Genomic DNA, 13,620 nt, shown 5'->3' with positions numbered 1-13,620 from the left:
AATGGCTTCTATCAAGGCGACAAGAGACGCGATCAAAGAACTGCCAGGCATGACTGCGCTGCACTCCGATGGAGAGTGGCGCGTCACGGTCAACCTGTACAGGCTTTCCGAGCGCTACCCTGACAAAGGCAGGGCATGGTGCGAGGAAAGGCAGGAAGCGATTGCGTACTACACAAACGACGCGGACGATGCGCTGGCAACTGCCAAGCGCATGTCGCAGAACTGGGTAAATGAAGGATTGACCATGGAAAACAAAGAACAGCCCGCCGCCAACTCAGCAGACCGCGAGCGGGTGTACGACTTGCCCAATGCGTATCGGGACACGGCGGAAACGATGTGGGGGCGCCTGCGCGCACAAGGGTTTTCGCCAGCTTGGGACATTGGCGAACGCAATGGCGCGCAGATGATCGGCATCACCATTCCGCAAAGCGAGGTGTCCCAGTTGCGTGAGTTGCAGAAGGCAACGCCTGCGACCTGGGGCAATCATCCCGATGTGGAAAAGCTGCTTGATGCGAATCGCCACGGGATGGATGACGCTGCCAAGGTCAGGCAGTACCGGCTGAATGGTCTGACGCCCGAGCAGCGTGAATTTATCGAGCTGCTGCACTACCAGTCCAAAGACACCCTGCAGGTGGATGCGGCGCTTGATTTGAACGACCGTCTCCACGAGATGGCAGTGCAGCACCAACGTCTGGCGCAGATCAGCGTGGGCGAAAGCGGCTTGAGCAAAGCCCAGGAGCGCGTGCGTGACGATGTGGAGATGAAGATCGTCTTGTTGGCCCGCGAGATTCCAGGCGTTCTGGAGCCGAAATTCATGTACGACCCTCGTGGAACCACTGTGGGCTTGGTGTTCGAGTCGGGCGCCAACAACAGTCTGAACGGCAGCTACAAGGTGCCGCTGAACCCGCAGCGGGTGAAGGAGCTGGCGAATGAAAACTTCCAATCTGCTGTGGAGGCCTTGGAGCGGGCTGACAAGGAACGTGGCCCCGTTCGCTATGTGGTGGTGACCATTGAGAACACCAGCAACGCAGCATTTGTGGACACAGGGCGCGAGGCTGAATCTGCGCGGATCATCCGCAGCGCCTCCGACAAGGTGTCGGAGTTGTGGGCAGACGCCCCCGCTGATTCCCCGTTGCGGGACTTGAATGGCAACAAGGTCGGCCAGTTGGTGGTTCTGGACAACGAGCCAAAGTTGCCAGAGCTTCCCGAAGGGGGGGTTCGCATATTCCTGGAGTGCGAGCTGGGCAACGACGCTTATCGAGACGATCCGGTGTCTGAGGTCGCCAGGAGCCTGCAGGATGCCGCTAATCACATCGCCGAGGGGGAAGTTGCTTTCCCGATCTATGACTTGAACGGCAACATCGCTGGCCACGGCATCACGAGCGATCCCCCCTCCCTGGAGAAAGATGGGGTGATCGACATGCGCGCTGCGCTGAGTGATGTGTATCTCGCGGAGGACGGGTACTCAGGCATCGCAGATGGCGAGTTCCGCTATGTCGTGCCGACCAACGGGTTTGAGCCTGGATACCACCAGGGCGAAGGCGATGCGTGGCTCGTCAATGCCAAGGGCGAGAAGGCCCCTGGCTATGAGGAACCGCAGACCGTGCGTGAGACGGCCTTTCGGGAGCTGAAAGCGGATGAGCTGAATGCCTTGCGCGATGTGGTTGAGGGGCGCGTTCCATTCGAGGATTTCGAGCGCCAATTTGACGATGCCGATCCTGCACCGTAAATCCTGAGCAATCAATCGCAACAAACAACCAGGGGGCAATATGGACCAAGCCAACAAGTCGCTTGCCAGTGATCTGGCGAAGATCGCCATGGGTGAGATGCACTCCGATCAGGTGCTCCGTGCGAGTGTGGAGCGCCTGGAAGCGCTTCGCGATCAGCACGAGCATGCTGATCCAGTCATCACCAACAGCCGGATCGTTCAGGCGTTGGTGCATTGCAAGCTCGCTCTGCACGGTGTTCACGAGGCTCATCACAAGCTGCAGGACGCTTCTGTGCTATTGGCTTTGGCCGAGGGGCAGGGCGCCAGTCTTGATACAAGCCTGCCCGCTGGCCAAGACCCGCGTTGGCGGGTGCAGATTCAGGCATTGAAGGATGTCACAGCGTCCATCAATGCATCCATGGAACCCGAGATCATCAAAGCTGATTTCGCACTGGGCAAGCTCCGCGAGTATGGCGAGGACGTTGAACTGGAGTTTGGCGGGGCAGTCGAAACTCTTGACGACGGCACAGTGCGGGCGCGTTTCAAGCGAACCGACCCCGATGGGCTGGCCTTGCACGTTGTTCTGGATGCGCCCCCAGGTGCGGCCATGGTCCTGGCCTATGCGAAGCTGGGCCGAGGCGACGATGTGCTTGTTGAGGGGGAGGTCATGCCTCGCAGGTCCGTGATCGGCGCGCTTGATGCGGCTATAGCCTCATTCGACGCACTGAAAGCCAAGATGCCCGTTACCGAGGCGCGGACCCAGCCCGAGGCGCAGGCTCTCGCGCAACGAGTGGCCGGTGCGATGGGTGCAACGCTGGGGGATTGGGTGCAAGCCCAGGCCAAGGAGTGGGTGCGTAGCACGATGACCACTCCCGATGGCAGGGCCATTCGCGTAAGCGCATCTACGGGCGGCGTGGTCAGCATCAACGGAGATCCATTCACCCCTGACGCAGACCGCATTCTCAATGTGTCTGACGCGGCGGTGGCCGTCTCCATGCGTGTTGCGATTGAGCGTACTCCGGCGCCGTCTTTTCCGATCAGGACTGATCGTGTGTTCGCCGATGCCCCTGGCGAGGTGGGCGCTGCCTGGGCCAACTTATGCGAGGAAGAGAACCGCCTTGCGGGCTACCTGTCCAGCCAGGACGAGGGAACTGCCGTAGTGCTGGATGGTGATGCGTGGTATCTCGAAATGGACGAAGGCCAGCAGCTTGTCCTGATGCATGGCGAGGTGGTGGACGGCAAGATCAAGAACGCGAGTTCGCGATTCGACTTCGACTTGGGCTGGGTGGACATTGAGGCCGAGGAAGTGGCTGCGTACACGTCTCGCGTCAGCAGTGTGGCCGACGATTTCATGATCGACCGGGCTCTGTGGAAGACCATGAAGGTCGAACACTGCGATTCTCCGACCCCTGGCATGTGACCGTTACACCGTACCCGCAAGGAACTTTATGAGCACAAACTACACCGTTTCCATCACATTCGAGGTGGTGACTGACGAATCCGCCGACGCTGGTGAGGTCGCGTACCGTGGCTACGAGCGCGAGCGCGAAGACGTGGATTTTGACGAGCTGAAACGGCTTGTTCAAGACTTCGGCTTTTCCGAGCCTTCCAGTACCCAACTGCAGGAGCGCATGTGGTTCTCCACCACCACCCCGAAAGAGGATCGGGCCTACTTCGAGGAAGGTGAGCGACGCTTCTTTTCGCTGCACCTGCATTCGGTCAACGGCGACGAGCCCACCCTGGACGACTACGCGGACATTGCACGCATGGCTAGGATCAAGGTGAGCGGCCTTGAAACGGCTGGAACGCGCATTCAGCCAGAAGATGACGAGTTGTCGGCCAGCCCAAGCGCTTAGGCAGTAGTCCTGCCCATTCCGGCGCGGGCTTAGACCACCCGGTGGTCGGAGTGGGCAGGGCGCACGCAAGCGCAAAAAATCTTTATTAGTGTGTACTAAAAGGCCAATTAGTGCGCAATAATAGGGCCATCGCTTCATTCACAGGAACAGCATGGCCCACCAACGTATCTTGAATCAATCGCAGGCTGTGGCTGTCTGCAATGCAATGAGCCACATCAACAATGTCGCCATCGCCTACGGGGAAGGCTCCGGTCTGAGCATCAGCTTCTTTGGCAATGTCGAGGCTGCTGGCAACGAACCGAGGAAAATCGAGGTCGTTGAGGTGGATGGCGGACTGACCGTCAGCTACGGGTTGCTTGATCGCGAGCGTGAGACCTACCCCAGTCAAGCCGCTTTTGCTACGGCCTACGGCCTGGACTAGCGATGGCGCGCAGCACGCAGGCCTCTCTGGAGGCCAGTCGCAAGAAGGCAGGGCTGGCTGCTGCAGCTAAGCTCGAAGCGGCGGCGGATGCTCTCAATGCGTACATGAGGGCATGCCGCGAATGCGCCGATGCAAGCAATCCCGACCGTAACGGCGCCGCTGACAGCAGGGTCATTCTCGTGTCGCAGTGCTCGCACTACAGCAGCTATCTGCAAGATATTTACTCGAAATAGTGGGAGTGGAGATGTTGAAAGTTTTGGTGGTGATAGCGGCGATTGCGCTGACGGCGTTCATGGTGGTGGGGCAATCGGAGCAGGCAGAGCGCACTGCGCAGCAGGGCATGCTTCTGGAGCGCCTGGAGGCCTTGAACACCCCCCAGGTGTCGTTGTTGGTGGACGAGTGGCGCGAGGCCTATCCAAGCCCGAGCGCCGAGCGACTGACTGAGCTGCGGGTGCTTGTGCAACGTGTGTCGGCGGACCCCCGTTTGGCCGAGCAATACACAGCCAGTGCGCGACAGCGGAAATTCGATGCCCTTGGCGTTGAGTCTCCGTTTGGCAGTGTCAAGGCATCCCCTGGCATTGGTCCAGTGTCGCAATGAACAAGCGACGGCGCGACGCTATTCAGACCATCCTAGATGAGCTGCAGGTGCTGCGCGAGCGCATTGAATCGGTGCGTGATGAAGAGCAAGAGGCGTTCGTCAATTTGCCTGACAGCCTACAGCAGGGGAGCGGGGGGCAGAAGATGGACGAGGCCGTGAGCGCCCTGGATGTTGCCCTTGATGGCATTGATGAGGCTGCGGCCAGCCTGGACGAAGCTCAAGCATAAAGCGCATCAATTGTGGCTACAGAAAAAGAAATCGAGCACTGACATGCACAAGCATTCCCATCAGCGAGAAGTCGCCCAGGTGCCCATTACTTGGCTCATCGGCTCCTTCGCGTGTGGCCCGCTGATTCTTTGGGTGCTCAAGCAGCTCCAGGCGGCGGCAATGGGCGCACCCGATCTGTCGATTGCCGATTACATCAAGCCTATGTCGGCGGTGATTCTTGATGCTTGGCCAGGGGTGCTGGCAGGGCTTTTCATGGCCTGTCTTCTCGCCATCGCGGTGAACATTCGGTTCGCCTATCAAACCCGGACGCAACGCTTTGCGATCTTCGTTGCGTGTGTAGTCGCATTCATGTTGGGCTGTTTGTTGGGCTTGTGGCTGATCTGGGAGTCCGTGCCTGGGTGACTGCGCGTAGCGCTTGCCTTCCATCTCCCTGAAAAAATTGAAAGAGTAGGGCAAGGCTGAGCTGTGGGCATGTGGGCAACGCTTGCGTTGTCCATCATGTCCATGGTGAGGCGCGTCAGCGAGAGGCAAGGCAGAGCTGTGGGGTGTGGGCAACGCGAGCGTTGTCCATCGCTCCATGGCGAAGCGCGTCAGGGTCTTGCTGTGGGCAAGCTGCAGGCTTGTCCATAGTGCCCGGAATCCTGGCGGTGTTGGGTGAAGGGCGGGGGTGCTCCTGGCCGCACGGCCTTTGCGCCTCACAACCTGCGGTTGAAACGGCGCCTTATTCGTGTGTAGCAAATGACTATAATCAGGATTAATTGCACAGCAATTTAGTCAAGGGTTAAGCGGATATGCAAATCACTCAGAACCAACGAACGCGCCTTGTCGAGGCTATCGAGTCACGGCGGGCTGCGGTTGTCGCCGAACGAGCTGAGATTTCCAATGTTCAACGGAAGTGGACCAATGCCGACGCTGCCAAGGCATACGGACTCGATGAAGAGCGGGATGAGCTTGATGTTCTCAGCGCCGCTCTGCAGCAGCCATCGGGGCAACTCAACTGGTAACGGATCGAGCTGCTGCAAACCAATTGCAAGTGGGACTCTTGAAATGACCGATGCCAAGCAGCTTCTTTGGTGCTGGGTATCCAGCGGTTTTCAGGTTCTGGTCCCGAAGCGCAGGGGGTATGGCTTTCTCCGGGTGCCCTACGGCCACCATCATGACGCGGCCTTGGATGCGATTGGCGCCCTGGTGAGTGTTGATGTGTTCGGCCTGGATGGAGCACTGTTCTTCGAGTGCGCTGGCTCAGTGTTTCATGGTGCGCCTGCTGTCCGCGAGGCATTCGCTGCGAAGGTGGTGCCAGCCCTCGAAAGGCATTACGGCCTGAGTGCGTTGGAGATTTCCCCGGACGAGTTTTGGCAGCTCCACCCCCTGGAGCGGGCCGAGTAGCGAGGATCGACGTGGCAGGCCTTTTGCACGGGCGATTTGGCCCTTACAAGCCCAGGACGCCTGCAGAGCGAGCCAAGGCCCGCAAGCAGGCCCAGGAGGCACGGCAGGCGGCTGTCCAGCGGCAGGAATGGCTGTCCAGGCACAGCACTTGCCTGAATGGCTGCGGCCAGCCTGTGGCGTTCTACGATGAGGTGTATCTGACGCTGCGGTACAGCGGCTGCTGTTCGGCAGCTTGCGAAGAGAGCTACCGCTTCAAGGATGTGTGATCGGCGTCTCAAGTCACGAGGCGAGGACTCATCCAGCGAGTGGCTTCCGTGCTAATATTTCTTGTCTCGTAGGGAATCATGGAACACAGTCTTTACTGTGTCTCTACCCAACCAACACTTAACGCAAGCGATTGTTTTTTGATATGCGAGACACTGGCCCGCCTTGTGCGGGCCTTTCACTTTGGCGGCTAGTGTTGGGCCGAAAAGCCCTAGTTTGAAGCCTCCGATGCGGGAGTTCATTCATCGTCTTCGTCCGTGAACCCCGTCGCACTTGGCCGCACCGGGATGAGGCCGATGCGTCGCATGGCTTCCGCTTCCTGACCCTCTGGGACGCAAAGCCAGGACTGCGGCCACCTGTCTGCTCGGCCCTTGCGCCCGCGCAAAAAGTATTCAGTGCCCGCGATCTGCATAACGCCGTCAATCCGCACTCTTGCCCTGGTGAGGCAAAGCAGCAGTTCTCGCCCGGTCTGACCATCGGTGAGGAATGCCTGCATGTTCACGACTTGCGAGTAGTCGTCTACCGGGGCGGGTCGGAAGTGCAACCAGCCTTTGATGCCACCGGCTTTGATGATCTGGGTGGGTTGTTTGCGCTGGCCGCGCTCGCGCATTTGGTAGACGATCATTTGCACTGTATAAGAATACAGCAATGACGCTGCCGGGTCATTCCGTGACCCGACCTCGGGTCACTTCTGGCCGATAACCGAGCATGTTTGCTCGATTCTGCACCACGGCGGAACGGCGTTACCGGGTCATCCTGTGACCCGACCTCGGGTCACGGCTGCTCGATTGTCGATCAAAAGTGCACGTTTCATCGCCACGGCAGCGGCACCATGCTCACGGCGCCAGTGGTCTTGGCCGCTTGAGTTTGCGTGCACGGCCAGGGAGTGCCTTTCCCGCTGGTTTCCTGGGTGCCGCTAGAGGATGGTGCTTTTCCTTGCTCAGCAGCGCGCGCAAGGCTGCATTGGCTTCGGCCAGCTCCGCGTTTCTTTGCATCGCCTGGGCGTGGTCTGCGCGCAGGCTGGTGTTGGCCTCGGCCAGCTCGTTGAACCGTCGCATCGCCTGGGCATGCTCCATGCGAGCGTCAGCGACTTCGCGCCGCAGGGTCGTCTCCAGCTTCGCCGCCTTCTGCTCACCTTCCTGCAGGCCCTCCTGGCGGGCCAGCGCGACTTGTTGGCGTGCTGTGTCGATCTCTCGCATTGCGCGTCGGCGCTCGTCGTCTAGCCTGGTTGTGAGTGTGTGCAGCTCCTGCGTGTTGGCTGCAATCACTTGGGACATTTCCCGGCGTTGTTGGCCCAGATCGGCGATGTTCTGTGCTGCCATGCGCTCTGCCTGTTCGCGTGCGGCCCTCTCCGTGTTGCCTCGTTCGCGCTCCCTTTCCAACTCGGCTTGGAGTTCGGCTGTTCGTTGCTCGGCATGCGTCAGCGCTGTGGTTTTGGCTTCCAGCTCGCCCATGGCCACATTGAGGGCGCGATCCGATTCCATCTGCTCGGCCAGCAGGGCTTCACGCTGTTCCTCGAAGTCTGAGCGTGCTTCTGTCAGCGCTGCGTGCCATAGGGCCTGCATCGGCTGGGTCAAGGCGTCAGGCAGGCCCTCGGGCCGTTGGTGTAGCCGCTGCAGCCTGACTCCCTGTTCTTCACGGAAGTCTTTGATGCCACGGTTTATGTCGGTGGCAGATCCTTTTTTGATGTGTCCACGGATCACCAGCCAGGAAGGAATTCGCTCTCCAAGCCTTGCCAAAACCTCGCAGCAAATCTTTGTTCGCTCGTATGCCGAGCCATCCTTATATGCAGGGTAGGCCTCAAGTGCGCTCTGAATTTCACTCTCTGCAGGGGTGGACATGCAAGCGCCTTTCTGTGCTGTGTTGGTGTCTTTTGGGTGCCGCATCGGTGCTGTGCGTCGGGGCGCGGCAGCAGTCACATTCTCATTGATCCTGCAAATTTCTCTCTATCTGCAAATGCGATTGTAGCGCCTGTTTTTGGAAAACAGCGTAAATACATGAACGTATATCGTACATATCAGTACAAAAGTGCTTGACGATGTGCTGATAACTGCTATTATCAGCACCAAGAGCCAAGGGGCTAGGGCGGGTTTGAAGGGTCGTTTTGGGCCGTTTACCAGACAGAAGTTGTAAACGGGCAGAAAGGTCGAAAACCTGAAATTCTGAAAAAGCGTTCTAAATCAAGGAGTTACCCATGACCAGTGCCAATGCCACCACCGACCAAGCTGAAGTAGCCTACGACATGACGCCCACCTGGGGTGAGGTGGGTCTGCTGATGTACCGTCTCGCCATTTCCAAAGAGGTGAAGGCCTTGGAGGCTGGCAAGTCGGAGTTCCAGAAGGCCTTCGCAGGTATGGAGGTGCTGAACCAGCTCCTGCGCACGTTGACCCCTGAGCAGCGCTCGCTCTATGAGCGCGTTTTCGCAGAAGAGCTGGCAAAGCAAGATCGTCGTTGAAGGCAGCACCATGAGCGAAATGACCCCTGAGTCCTTCCCCCTGGTGCGCGGCGCCCTGCGCAACACGCGCAGCTTTGACGCGGCCCTGGAAGTCATTCTTGATGGTGACGCTGCAGGGTCGATCCGCAACACGGCATGGAAGGATGCCAAAGACACGCTCTCCCGCGCAGTATATGAGACGTGGCCGCGCCTAGTGAACGAGCCGCATTTCCACGGGCGGTACGCTGAACTTTCCAAGGATCTGCAAGACCTCTACAACGGCGTTCTTGTGATGGGCCTGCATGACGTGATTTCGACGGCCAAGAAAGTCGCCAAGACGAAGGCAACTGGCCCCGCTGTTGATGCGATGCGGGCTTTCTGTGACGAGGTGCTGCCGCTGTCCCTGTTGGTGGCGTCGCTCAAAGACAAGGTGGTGAAAGGCAGGGTCGCGAGCGACGCACCCGCCAAGCCCGTGAATCCCAATCGCATCGAGAAGACGTGCCCGTGCTGCATGAGGGGGATTGCGGTTGTCCGTGGAACCATGGCTCATCACGGCTACCAGCGCCCAGGACATGGCTGGCAGACTGCCTCCTGTGCAGGCGTCCAGTTCGAGCCGCTGGAGGTGTCCCCGAAGGGTCTTGAGTACGTGGTGCGGACGCTGCGCGCCCAGCTTGAGGCCAACCAGAAGGCGTTCGCTGAGCGGGCCACGCAGCCGGAATACCTTCTTGGCAAGCGTGAGCGCAAGGGGCCGATGGAAAGGATTGCGCGTGGCGATCCTCTGTGGCCCCGCCTGTTCAGTGCGCACGTCGCTGAGCTGGAGTATTCCATCCGCGTGCTCCGCGCCGACCTCCCGCCTCTGGAAAAGATGCTCGCTGAGTGGCAACCGGGCATGGGTGGCCGCTGAGCGGTGCTCCTTTGGCGCAAAAAAGTTAATAACCGTAACGATGCAATTTTGTCGATTGTTGCAAAAGCACGTTTATGGCATGAATTTATCAGTGAAAAACCCTTCCTCTGTTATGCTGACTGGATCACTATGAACCTGCCTGTACATGAGTCTGCGCCCATGCCCGCATCGCTTAGCGAAGGCGGGCTGTCTGTTTTGGGCGCTCGTGGTGATGCAGACGCGGTGGCGATCTGGCTGCAGGCGCGCGGGTCGCGTTCCATTCACACGCAAAGAACCTACCGCCGAATCGGCGAGCGCCTGTTGGTTTGGCTCGCCAGGACCGAGAAGACCCTGGCCGAAATGACGGTGACAGACGCGCAGGCGCATCTTGATTCCCTGCGCAGCCCGGATGTGAGCTTGCTGATCCCGCGCAATGAGGTGGGCAAGCTGGCCGAGCCCTTGTACAAGAGCCAGACACTCAAGCGGCCACTGTCCGCGCAGGGCTTTGTTTTCTCGCGGACGGTCTTGAGCCAGCTTTTCCAATACCTGATGACGGCGGGATATGTGCGGAGCAATGTGTTCGCGCTGACGGAGGTGCCCGAGGTCGTGGAGCGCGATGCAGCGGACAAGGTGCTATCCCAAGAGGGGAGCAAGTACCTGTGGGAGTGGCTGCGCCCTCAAGAGCTGCCCATTGCGCCGCACAAGCGACTTGTCGCCGCGCGCAATCGGTGGGTCTGTGCCCTGCTCTATTACACCGGCATTCGCAGCAAAGAGGCAGTTGCGGGCCGTATGGCTGACGTGGTGCGTGACTCTGACGGATGGCAGCTCAGGGTGCTGGGCAAAGGCGCGAAGATTCGCCGTGTCACGGTGAGCAACACGCTGGGGCGCGAGCTGATGCGCTTTCGTGAGGCCATGGGTGTCCCGCCTTGGCCGACACCCGATGACCCGATGCCCTTGATTCCTCATGTGCGAGGCAAGGATCGGGCTACTACGCCCATCTCGTCGCGAATGCTGCACAAGCTCGTGAGCGAGCTTTGCAAGGCTGCAGCCAGTGCCAGCGACGATCCCCACGTCGCTGATGAGCTGCGCCGCATGAGTGTCCACTGGTTTCGTCACACCTCGGCGACGCATCGCCTGGAGGCGGGAGCGCGCTTGGAAACCACTCAGCAGGAGCTGGGGCATGCCAACCCGAAAACCACCCTGCTCTACGCCCAGATCGCGGGCCGCGCCCGACGCGAGGACGCAGAGCTTTTTGAAGCCGCAGTAGCGGCACGAGGCAAACAGGAGAAATCGAGATGACGAGAAGGATTAGGCGCCCTGCGCGGGCGCGCGCCCGCCAGCCGCATGTGAGCTATGGGGTGCCGTCTGAGCGCGGCACGATCAGCCCGAGGGCCGTGATGCTGCTGCTGCTGTGCGGCGGGCCGCTGCTGCTGATCTTCGGTTCATTCATCTTTGGTGTGGGCCTGCAGACCTTTGGCATGGTCGGCGCGGCCAAGCATGGCGGGTTCCTGGGTGGCATCGGCTCAATGGCATTGACCGTCCTGATCGGCGCATTCCTCTGCATTCCCGGTTATCTCGTGGCGGTCATTTGGTATGGCGTCAAGACGAGGGAATTTCGTGATGACGTTCCAATGCTCATTCAAAAAACCATGACTATTCCGCTCGTGGCCCTGGTTATGTTTTGGGTTCCTGCGGTCCTCATTCCCAATCTTCAACTGGGTGTCCGCATTCAGGTTGCTGGGTTGAATGTGATTTTGATGCTGATTTTTGGTTATCTGTGGATCGCAATTGTGCGGTTCACGATAAAGGCATTTGTGCGGATTCGAGTTATTCAGTACACGTAATAGGAGGTTGAGATGAAATATCGGCTGATCGCTATCGCCGTCCTGGGGATTGCAGGGCACCCGAGCCTGATGGCCGGGTATCGAGTCATCGGTGAAGGGACGCCCGAGGCGCCCTACACGGTCCCCGTGCCGGTGCCAATTGCGCCTGTGGTCGCCGCTCCCCTTGCCGGTGGCCAGGGTGCTGAGCCGCAAGTGCTTGCGGCCCGCGTCCAGGCGCTGGAAGCGGAGAACCGCGAACTGCGTGAGCGGCTGCGGGATGCCGAATGGAAATTGGGCAACCGCAGGGCGCCATCTGTCGATGGTGATGACACAGCATCCGTTGGCTTTGACACTGGGAGCACCTCGGTGGCGCAGCCTGCTTCGCGCAAGGCCGAGATTCTGGCGCGCGCTCGATCTGCCTCTGCCATCGAAATCGTCGGCTACACCGACAACACCGGCAGTGCCGCGATCAATAAGCGCATAGCGCTTGCTCGCGCGCAGCTCGTGAAAGACATGCTGGTGAAGGAAGGCATCCCGGCGCAGTCAATCCGCGTCAAGGAGCAGTCTGGGGTGTACTACGCGAGCAACGACACGCCCGAGGGGCGTGCTGCCAATCGTCGTGCGATTGTTTCGTTCCGCTGACCTGGGCAACACGTTATGCAGAAAAAATTACTGCTGATCCTGAGCGGACTGTTCTCGGTCCTCAGCGCCTCGGCGCAGATGCCCGTGCCGTTGCTGGATGCAGGCCCGCAGGCTGCTCAGGCCCGTAGCCAGCTCGAAGCCATCTTGCTGTGCAAGAGCGGGACCAAGCTCTCGCCCAAGGCCATAGAGGGCCAGTTCCTGGCGCTTGGATTGGCGAAGGGGCCAGATGGGGTGTATCTGCCAGCACGGGCCGGGTACAAGCCATCGCTGTTTGGGGATACGGTTGTGGCCGCGCTTGTGAGCGAGGGGGCGGGGGAGGTGAAAGCCGCCGTCTACCTTGCATCCCAGTCGGGCAAGCGCATGGCGAGCAAGCTGAACGTGCTCGACGTGGACGAGCAGGCGAATACCGACGACGCCTCGTATTTCAAGAAGACGGGCAAGAAGACCACGCTGCTGGTCGGCGCAGCTTCGGAGCTGTCCGTGGGTAATGCTGTGGTGAAATATCAGTCGGCTATTACCTGCCAAGTTTTGTAAACAAGTGGATATTGATATGTCAATAAAATTGCTTGAAGAAGCTACGGCGCGTAAATTCACCGCTGCTGAGGTGTTGCACACGCGAGTTATCAGGTTGCAGCGTTCTGATGGTCAGATGGTGGTTCGGTTGGTCGCGGGCGCACTTTCCGGTGTTATTAATGTTGACTACTCAAATCCTGACTTGTCTTCCCTGAAGGACGATGTTCAGTGGGCATTAAATAATATATTGCGCTCGGTTCGTAAGGAGTCCCCGGATTTGCGCCCTGAAATTTACGATGGCTCAAATCATCTGGATATTATAAATCCCGGCGTTGGCTCTCTCGATTGGTTGCTTGTTTCTGATAATTACGTTTCTTAAAATCATGAATAAATTTTTCAAATTGGCCTCAATTTGCTTGGTCGCGTCGGTCGTTGTGGGCTGCGCTGGCTACGATCAATGGGCCGAAGACACGAATAAGAAGATGAATTCTGGCTGGACGGAAATGCTCTATGGCAAGCAGACTGTGGATAAAAGCGGTATGCCTGCCGGATTCGATATTGATGTGCGTTATGGCAAGGGCGAGGGTTCTGGTATTCCAGGCCCTGCCGCATCGAAATTCATCGACAAGCTGACGGGACATTACTCTTACAACAAGAGCTGCAAGGGAATGATTATGTTCAACGTCAACCTGTTGAATGATGCCGGTATGCTTGTGCGCAGTGAAGCCATCATGCAGCCCGGTTACACCGCCAACATGAAGGTGCAGATCAGCAAGGACGTGTTCACCGACGCGATGATGCAGAAGTCCACCCAAGTGACCAAACTGGTGGTGGGCAATTTGCAGTGCATGTGATGGGCGGGGC

The 13,620-nt window shown here is 58.9% G+C and carries 20 protein-coding genes; 17 read left to right on the top strand and 3 right to left on the bottom strand.

The features are described 5' to 3' along the window. The first annotated feature begins 1 nt into the window (after position 1). From ACOQFS_RS22940 to ACOQFS_RS22905, 8 genes are all read left to right on the top strand, one after another. Complete coding sequence (locus tag ACOQFS_RS22940) at positions 2–1,729, top strand: hypothetical protein (RefSeq protein WP_421565097.1); 1,728 nt, start codon at positions 2–4, stop codon at positions 1,727–1,729. A 40-nt stretch (positions 1,730–1,769) separates the two neighbouring features. Next, on the top strand, positions 1,770–3,128 hold the full coding sequence (locus tag ACOQFS_RS22935) for a hypothetical protein (RefSeq protein WP_421565096.1): 1,359 nt from the start codon (positions 1,770–1,772) through the stop codon (positions 3,126–3,128). 28 nt (positions 3,129–3,156) lie between these two features. Further along, positions 3,157–3,564, top strand: a complete 408-nt coding sequence (locus tag ACOQFS_RS22930) for a hypothetical protein (RefSeq protein WP_421565095.1) — start codon at positions 3,157–3,159, stop codon at positions 3,562–3,564. A 151-nt stretch (positions 3,565–3,715) separates the two neighbouring features. Continuing rightward, the gene (locus ACOQFS_RS22925) at positions 3,716–3,985 is read left to right on the top strand and encodes a hypothetical protein (protein ID WP_421565094.1); all 270 of its coding nucleotides are present in this window, start codon (positions 3,716–3,718) and stop codon (positions 3,983–3,985) included. A 2-nt stretch (positions 3,986–3,987) separates the two neighbouring features. Further along, positions 3,988–4,218, top strand: coding sequence for a hypothetical protein (locus ACOQFS_RS22920; protein ID WP_056639108.1), 231 nt, complete (start codon positions 3,988–3,990; stop codon positions 4,216–4,218). Between the two features lie 11 nt (positions 4,219–4,229). Continuing rightward, entirely contained in the window at positions 4,230–4,583 is a 354-nt protein-coding gene (locus ACOQFS_RS22915) for a hypothetical protein (protein WP_421565093.1), read from the top strand. Next, positions 4,580–4,810, top strand: coding sequence for a hypothetical protein (locus tag ACOQFS_RS22910; protein ID WP_421565092.1), 231 nt, complete (start codon positions 4,580–4,582; stop codon positions 4,808–4,810). Before ACOQFS_RS22915 ends, ACOQFS_RS22910 begins: the two co-directional genes overlap by 4 nt. Positions 4,811–4,853: 43 nt before the next feature. Next, a complete protein-coding gene (locus ACOQFS_RS22905) occupies positions 4,854–5,213 on the top strand; it encodes a hypothetical protein (protein ID WP_421565091.1) in 360 nt (119 codons plus the stop codon). 437 nt (positions 5,214–5,650) lie between these two features. Here the strand turns inward: ACOQFS_RS22905 and ACOQFS_RS22900 are convergent, their stop codons facing one another. Continuing rightward, the gene (locus tag ACOQFS_RS22900) at positions 5,651–5,872 is read right to left on the bottom strand and encodes a hypothetical protein (protein ID WP_421565090.1); all 222 of its coding nucleotides are present in this window, start codon (positions 5,870–5,872) and stop codon (positions 5,651–5,653) included. Between ACOQFS_RS22900 and ACOQFS_RS22895 the strand changes: the two genes are divergently transcribed. Continuing rightward, complete coding sequence (locus ACOQFS_RS22895; RefSeq protein WP_421565089.1) at positions 5,859–6,197, top strand: hypothetical protein; 339 nt, start codon at positions 5,859–5,861, stop codon at positions 6,195–6,197. The genes ACOQFS_RS22900 and ACOQFS_RS22895 overlap by 14 nt on opposite strands. A gap of 502 nt (positions 6,198–6,699) precedes the next feature. On the opposite strand, the gene ACOQFS_RS22890 is transcribed toward ACOQFS_RS22895, so the two are convergent. After that, positions 6,700–7,086, bottom strand: a complete 387-nt coding sequence (locus tag ACOQFS_RS22890; protein WP_421565088.1) for a hypothetical protein — start codon at positions 7,084–7,086, stop codon at positions 6,700–6,702. Between the two features lie 211 nt (positions 7,087–7,297). Then, complete coding sequence (locus ACOQFS_RS22885) at positions 7,298–8,302, bottom strand: DNA-binding protein (protein WP_421565087.1); 1,005 nt, start codon at positions 8,300–8,302, stop codon at positions 7,298–7,300. 353 nt (positions 8,303–8,655) lie between these two features. Here ACOQFS_RS22885 and ACOQFS_RS22880 point away from each other — a divergent pair, with 353 nt between their 5' ends. From ACOQFS_RS22880 to ACOQFS_RS22845, 8 genes are all read left to right on the top strand, one after another. Further along, positions 8,656–8,916: a hypothetical protein gene (locus ACOQFS_RS22880; RefSeq protein WP_421565086.1), complete on the top strand. Its 261-nt coding sequence runs from the start codon at positions 8,656–8,658 to the stop codon at positions 8,914–8,916. Beyond that, positions 8,870–9,799, top strand: a complete 930-nt coding sequence (locus ACOQFS_RS22875) for a hypothetical protein (RefSeq protein ID WP_421565085.1) — start codon at positions 8,870–8,872, stop codon at positions 9,797–9,799. Before ACOQFS_RS22880 ends, ACOQFS_RS22875 begins: the two co-directional genes overlap by 47 nt. 159 nt (positions 9,800–9,958) lie before the next feature. Continuing rightward, positions 9,959–11,077: a tyrosine-type recombinase/integrase gene (locus ACOQFS_RS22870; RefSeq protein WP_421565084.1), complete on the top strand. Its 1,119-nt coding sequence runs from the start codon at positions 9,959–9,961 to the stop codon at positions 11,075–11,077. After that, on the top strand, positions 11,074–11,622 hold the full coding sequence (locus ACOQFS_RS22865; RefSeq protein WP_056639157.1) for a hypothetical protein: 549 nt from the start codon (positions 11,074–11,076) through the stop codon (positions 11,620–11,622). Before ACOQFS_RS22870 ends, ACOQFS_RS22865 begins: the two co-directional genes overlap by 4 nt. A 12-nt stretch (positions 11,623–11,634) precedes the next feature. Beyond that, positions 11,635–12,243: an OmpA family protein gene (locus ACOQFS_RS22860; protein ID WP_056639161.1), complete on the top strand. Its 609-nt coding sequence runs from the start codon at positions 11,635–11,637 to the stop codon at positions 12,241–12,243. A 15-nt stretch (positions 12,244–12,258) separates the two neighbouring features. Then, the gene (locus tag ACOQFS_RS22855; RefSeq protein WP_421565083.1) at positions 12,259–12,777 is read left to right on the top strand and encodes a hypothetical protein; all 519 of its coding nucleotides are present in this window, start codon (positions 12,259–12,261) and stop codon (positions 12,775–12,777) included. Positions 12,778–12,781: 4 nt separating this feature from the next. Continuing rightward, positions 12,782–13,135 (top strand): hypothetical protein, encoded by a 354-nt coding sequence (locus ACOQFS_RS22850; RefSeq protein WP_421565082.1) that lies wholly within the window; start codon positions 12,782–12,784, stop codon positions 13,133–13,135. A 4-nt stretch (positions 13,136–13,139) separates the two neighbouring features. After that, the gene (locus ACOQFS_RS22845; RefSeq protein ID WP_421565081.1) at positions 13,140–13,610 is read left to right on the top strand and encodes a hypothetical protein; all 471 of its coding nucleotides are present in this window, start codon (positions 13,140–13,142) and stop codon (positions 13,608–13,610) included. Positions 13,611–13,620: the final 10 nt, after the last annotated feature.

Origin of the sequence: Paracidovorax sp. MALMAid1276, assembly GCF_049198005.1 — a bacterium.
Taxonomy (GTDB): domain Bacteria; phylum Pseudomonadota; class Gammaproteobacteria; order Burkholderiales; family Burkholderiaceae_C; genus Acidovorax.
The sequence above is the reverse complement of the archived record's forward strand: the minus strand, read 5'-3'. Positions and strand labels throughout refer to the sequence as shown.

Excerpts from the sequence above, each read along its gene's own strand:
- ACOQFS_RS22885 (WP_421565087.1), bottom strand. The coding sequence starts at position 8,302 with ATGTCCACCCCTGCAGAGAGTGAAATTCAGAGCGCACTTGAGGCCTAC.
- ACOQFS_RS22875 (WP_421565085.1), top strand. The coding sequence starts at position 8,870 with ATGAGCGCGTTTTCGCAGAAGAGCTGGCAAAGCAAGATCGTCGTTGAA.
- ACOQFS_RS22860 (WP_056639161.1), top strand. The coding sequence starts at position 11,635 with ATGAAATATCGGCTGATCGCTATCGCCGTCCTGGGGATTGCAGGGCAC.
- ACOQFS_RS22905 (WP_421565091.1), top strand. The coding sequence starts at position 4,854 with ATGCACAAGCATTCCCATCAGCGAGAAGTCGCCCAGGTGCCCATTACT.
- ACOQFS_RS22910 (WP_421565092.1), top strand. The coding sequence starts at position 4,580 with ATGAACAAGCGACGGCGCGACGCTATTCAGACCATCCTAGATGAGCTG.
- ACOQFS_RS22925 (WP_421565094.1), top strand. The coding sequence starts at position 3,716 with ATGGCCCACCAACGTATCTTGAATCAATCGCAGGCTGTGGCTGTCTGC.
- ACOQFS_RS22880 (WP_421565086.1), top strand. The coding sequence starts at position 8,656 with ATGACCAGTGCCAATGCCACCACCGACCAAGCTGAAGTAGCCTACGAC.
- ACOQFS_RS22870 (WP_421565084.1), top strand. The coding sequence starts at position 9,959 with ATGCCCGCATCGCTTAGCGAAGGCGGGCTGTCTGTTTTGGGCGCTCGT.
- ACOQFS_RS22865 (WP_056639157.1), top strand. The coding sequence starts at position 11,074 with ATGACGAGAAGGATTAGGCGCCCTGCGCGGGCGCGCGCCCGCCAGCCG.
- ACOQFS_RS22845 (WP_421565081.1), top strand. The coding sequence starts at position 13,140 with ATGAATAAATTTTTCAAATTGGCCTCAATTTGCTTGGTCGCGTCGGTC.
- ACOQFS_RS22940 (WP_421565097.1), top strand. The coding sequence starts at position 2 with ATGGCTTCTATCAAGGCGACAAGAGACGCGATCAAAGAACTGCCAGGC.
- ACOQFS_RS22920 (WP_056639108.1), top strand. The coding sequence starts at position 3,988 with ATGGCGCGCAGCACGCAGGCCTCTCTGGAGGCCAGTCGCAAGAAGGCA.
- ACOQFS_RS22890 (WP_421565088.1), bottom strand. The coding sequence starts at position 7,086 with ATGATCGTCTACCAAATGCGCGAGCGCGGCCAGCGCAAACAACCCACC.
- ACOQFS_RS22930 (WP_421565095.1), top strand. The coding sequence starts at position 3,157 with ATGAGCACAAACTACACCGTTTCCATCACATTCGAGGTGGTGACTGAC.
- ACOQFS_RS22895 (WP_421565089.1), top strand. The coding sequence starts at position 5,859 with ATGACCGATGCCAAGCAGCTTCTTTGGTGCTGGGTATCCAGCGGTTTT.
- ACOQFS_RS22915 (WP_421565093.1), top strand. The coding sequence starts at position 4,230 with ATGTTGAAAGTTTTGGTGGTGATAGCGGCGATTGCGCTGACGGCGTTC.
- ACOQFS_RS22855 (WP_421565083.1), top strand. The coding sequence starts at position 12,259 with ATGCAGAAAAAATTACTGCTGATCCTGAGCGGACTGTTCTCGGTCCTC.
- ACOQFS_RS22935 (WP_421565096.1), top strand. The coding sequence starts at position 1,770 with ATGGACCAAGCCAACAAGTCGCTTGCCAGTGATCTGGCGAAGATCGCC.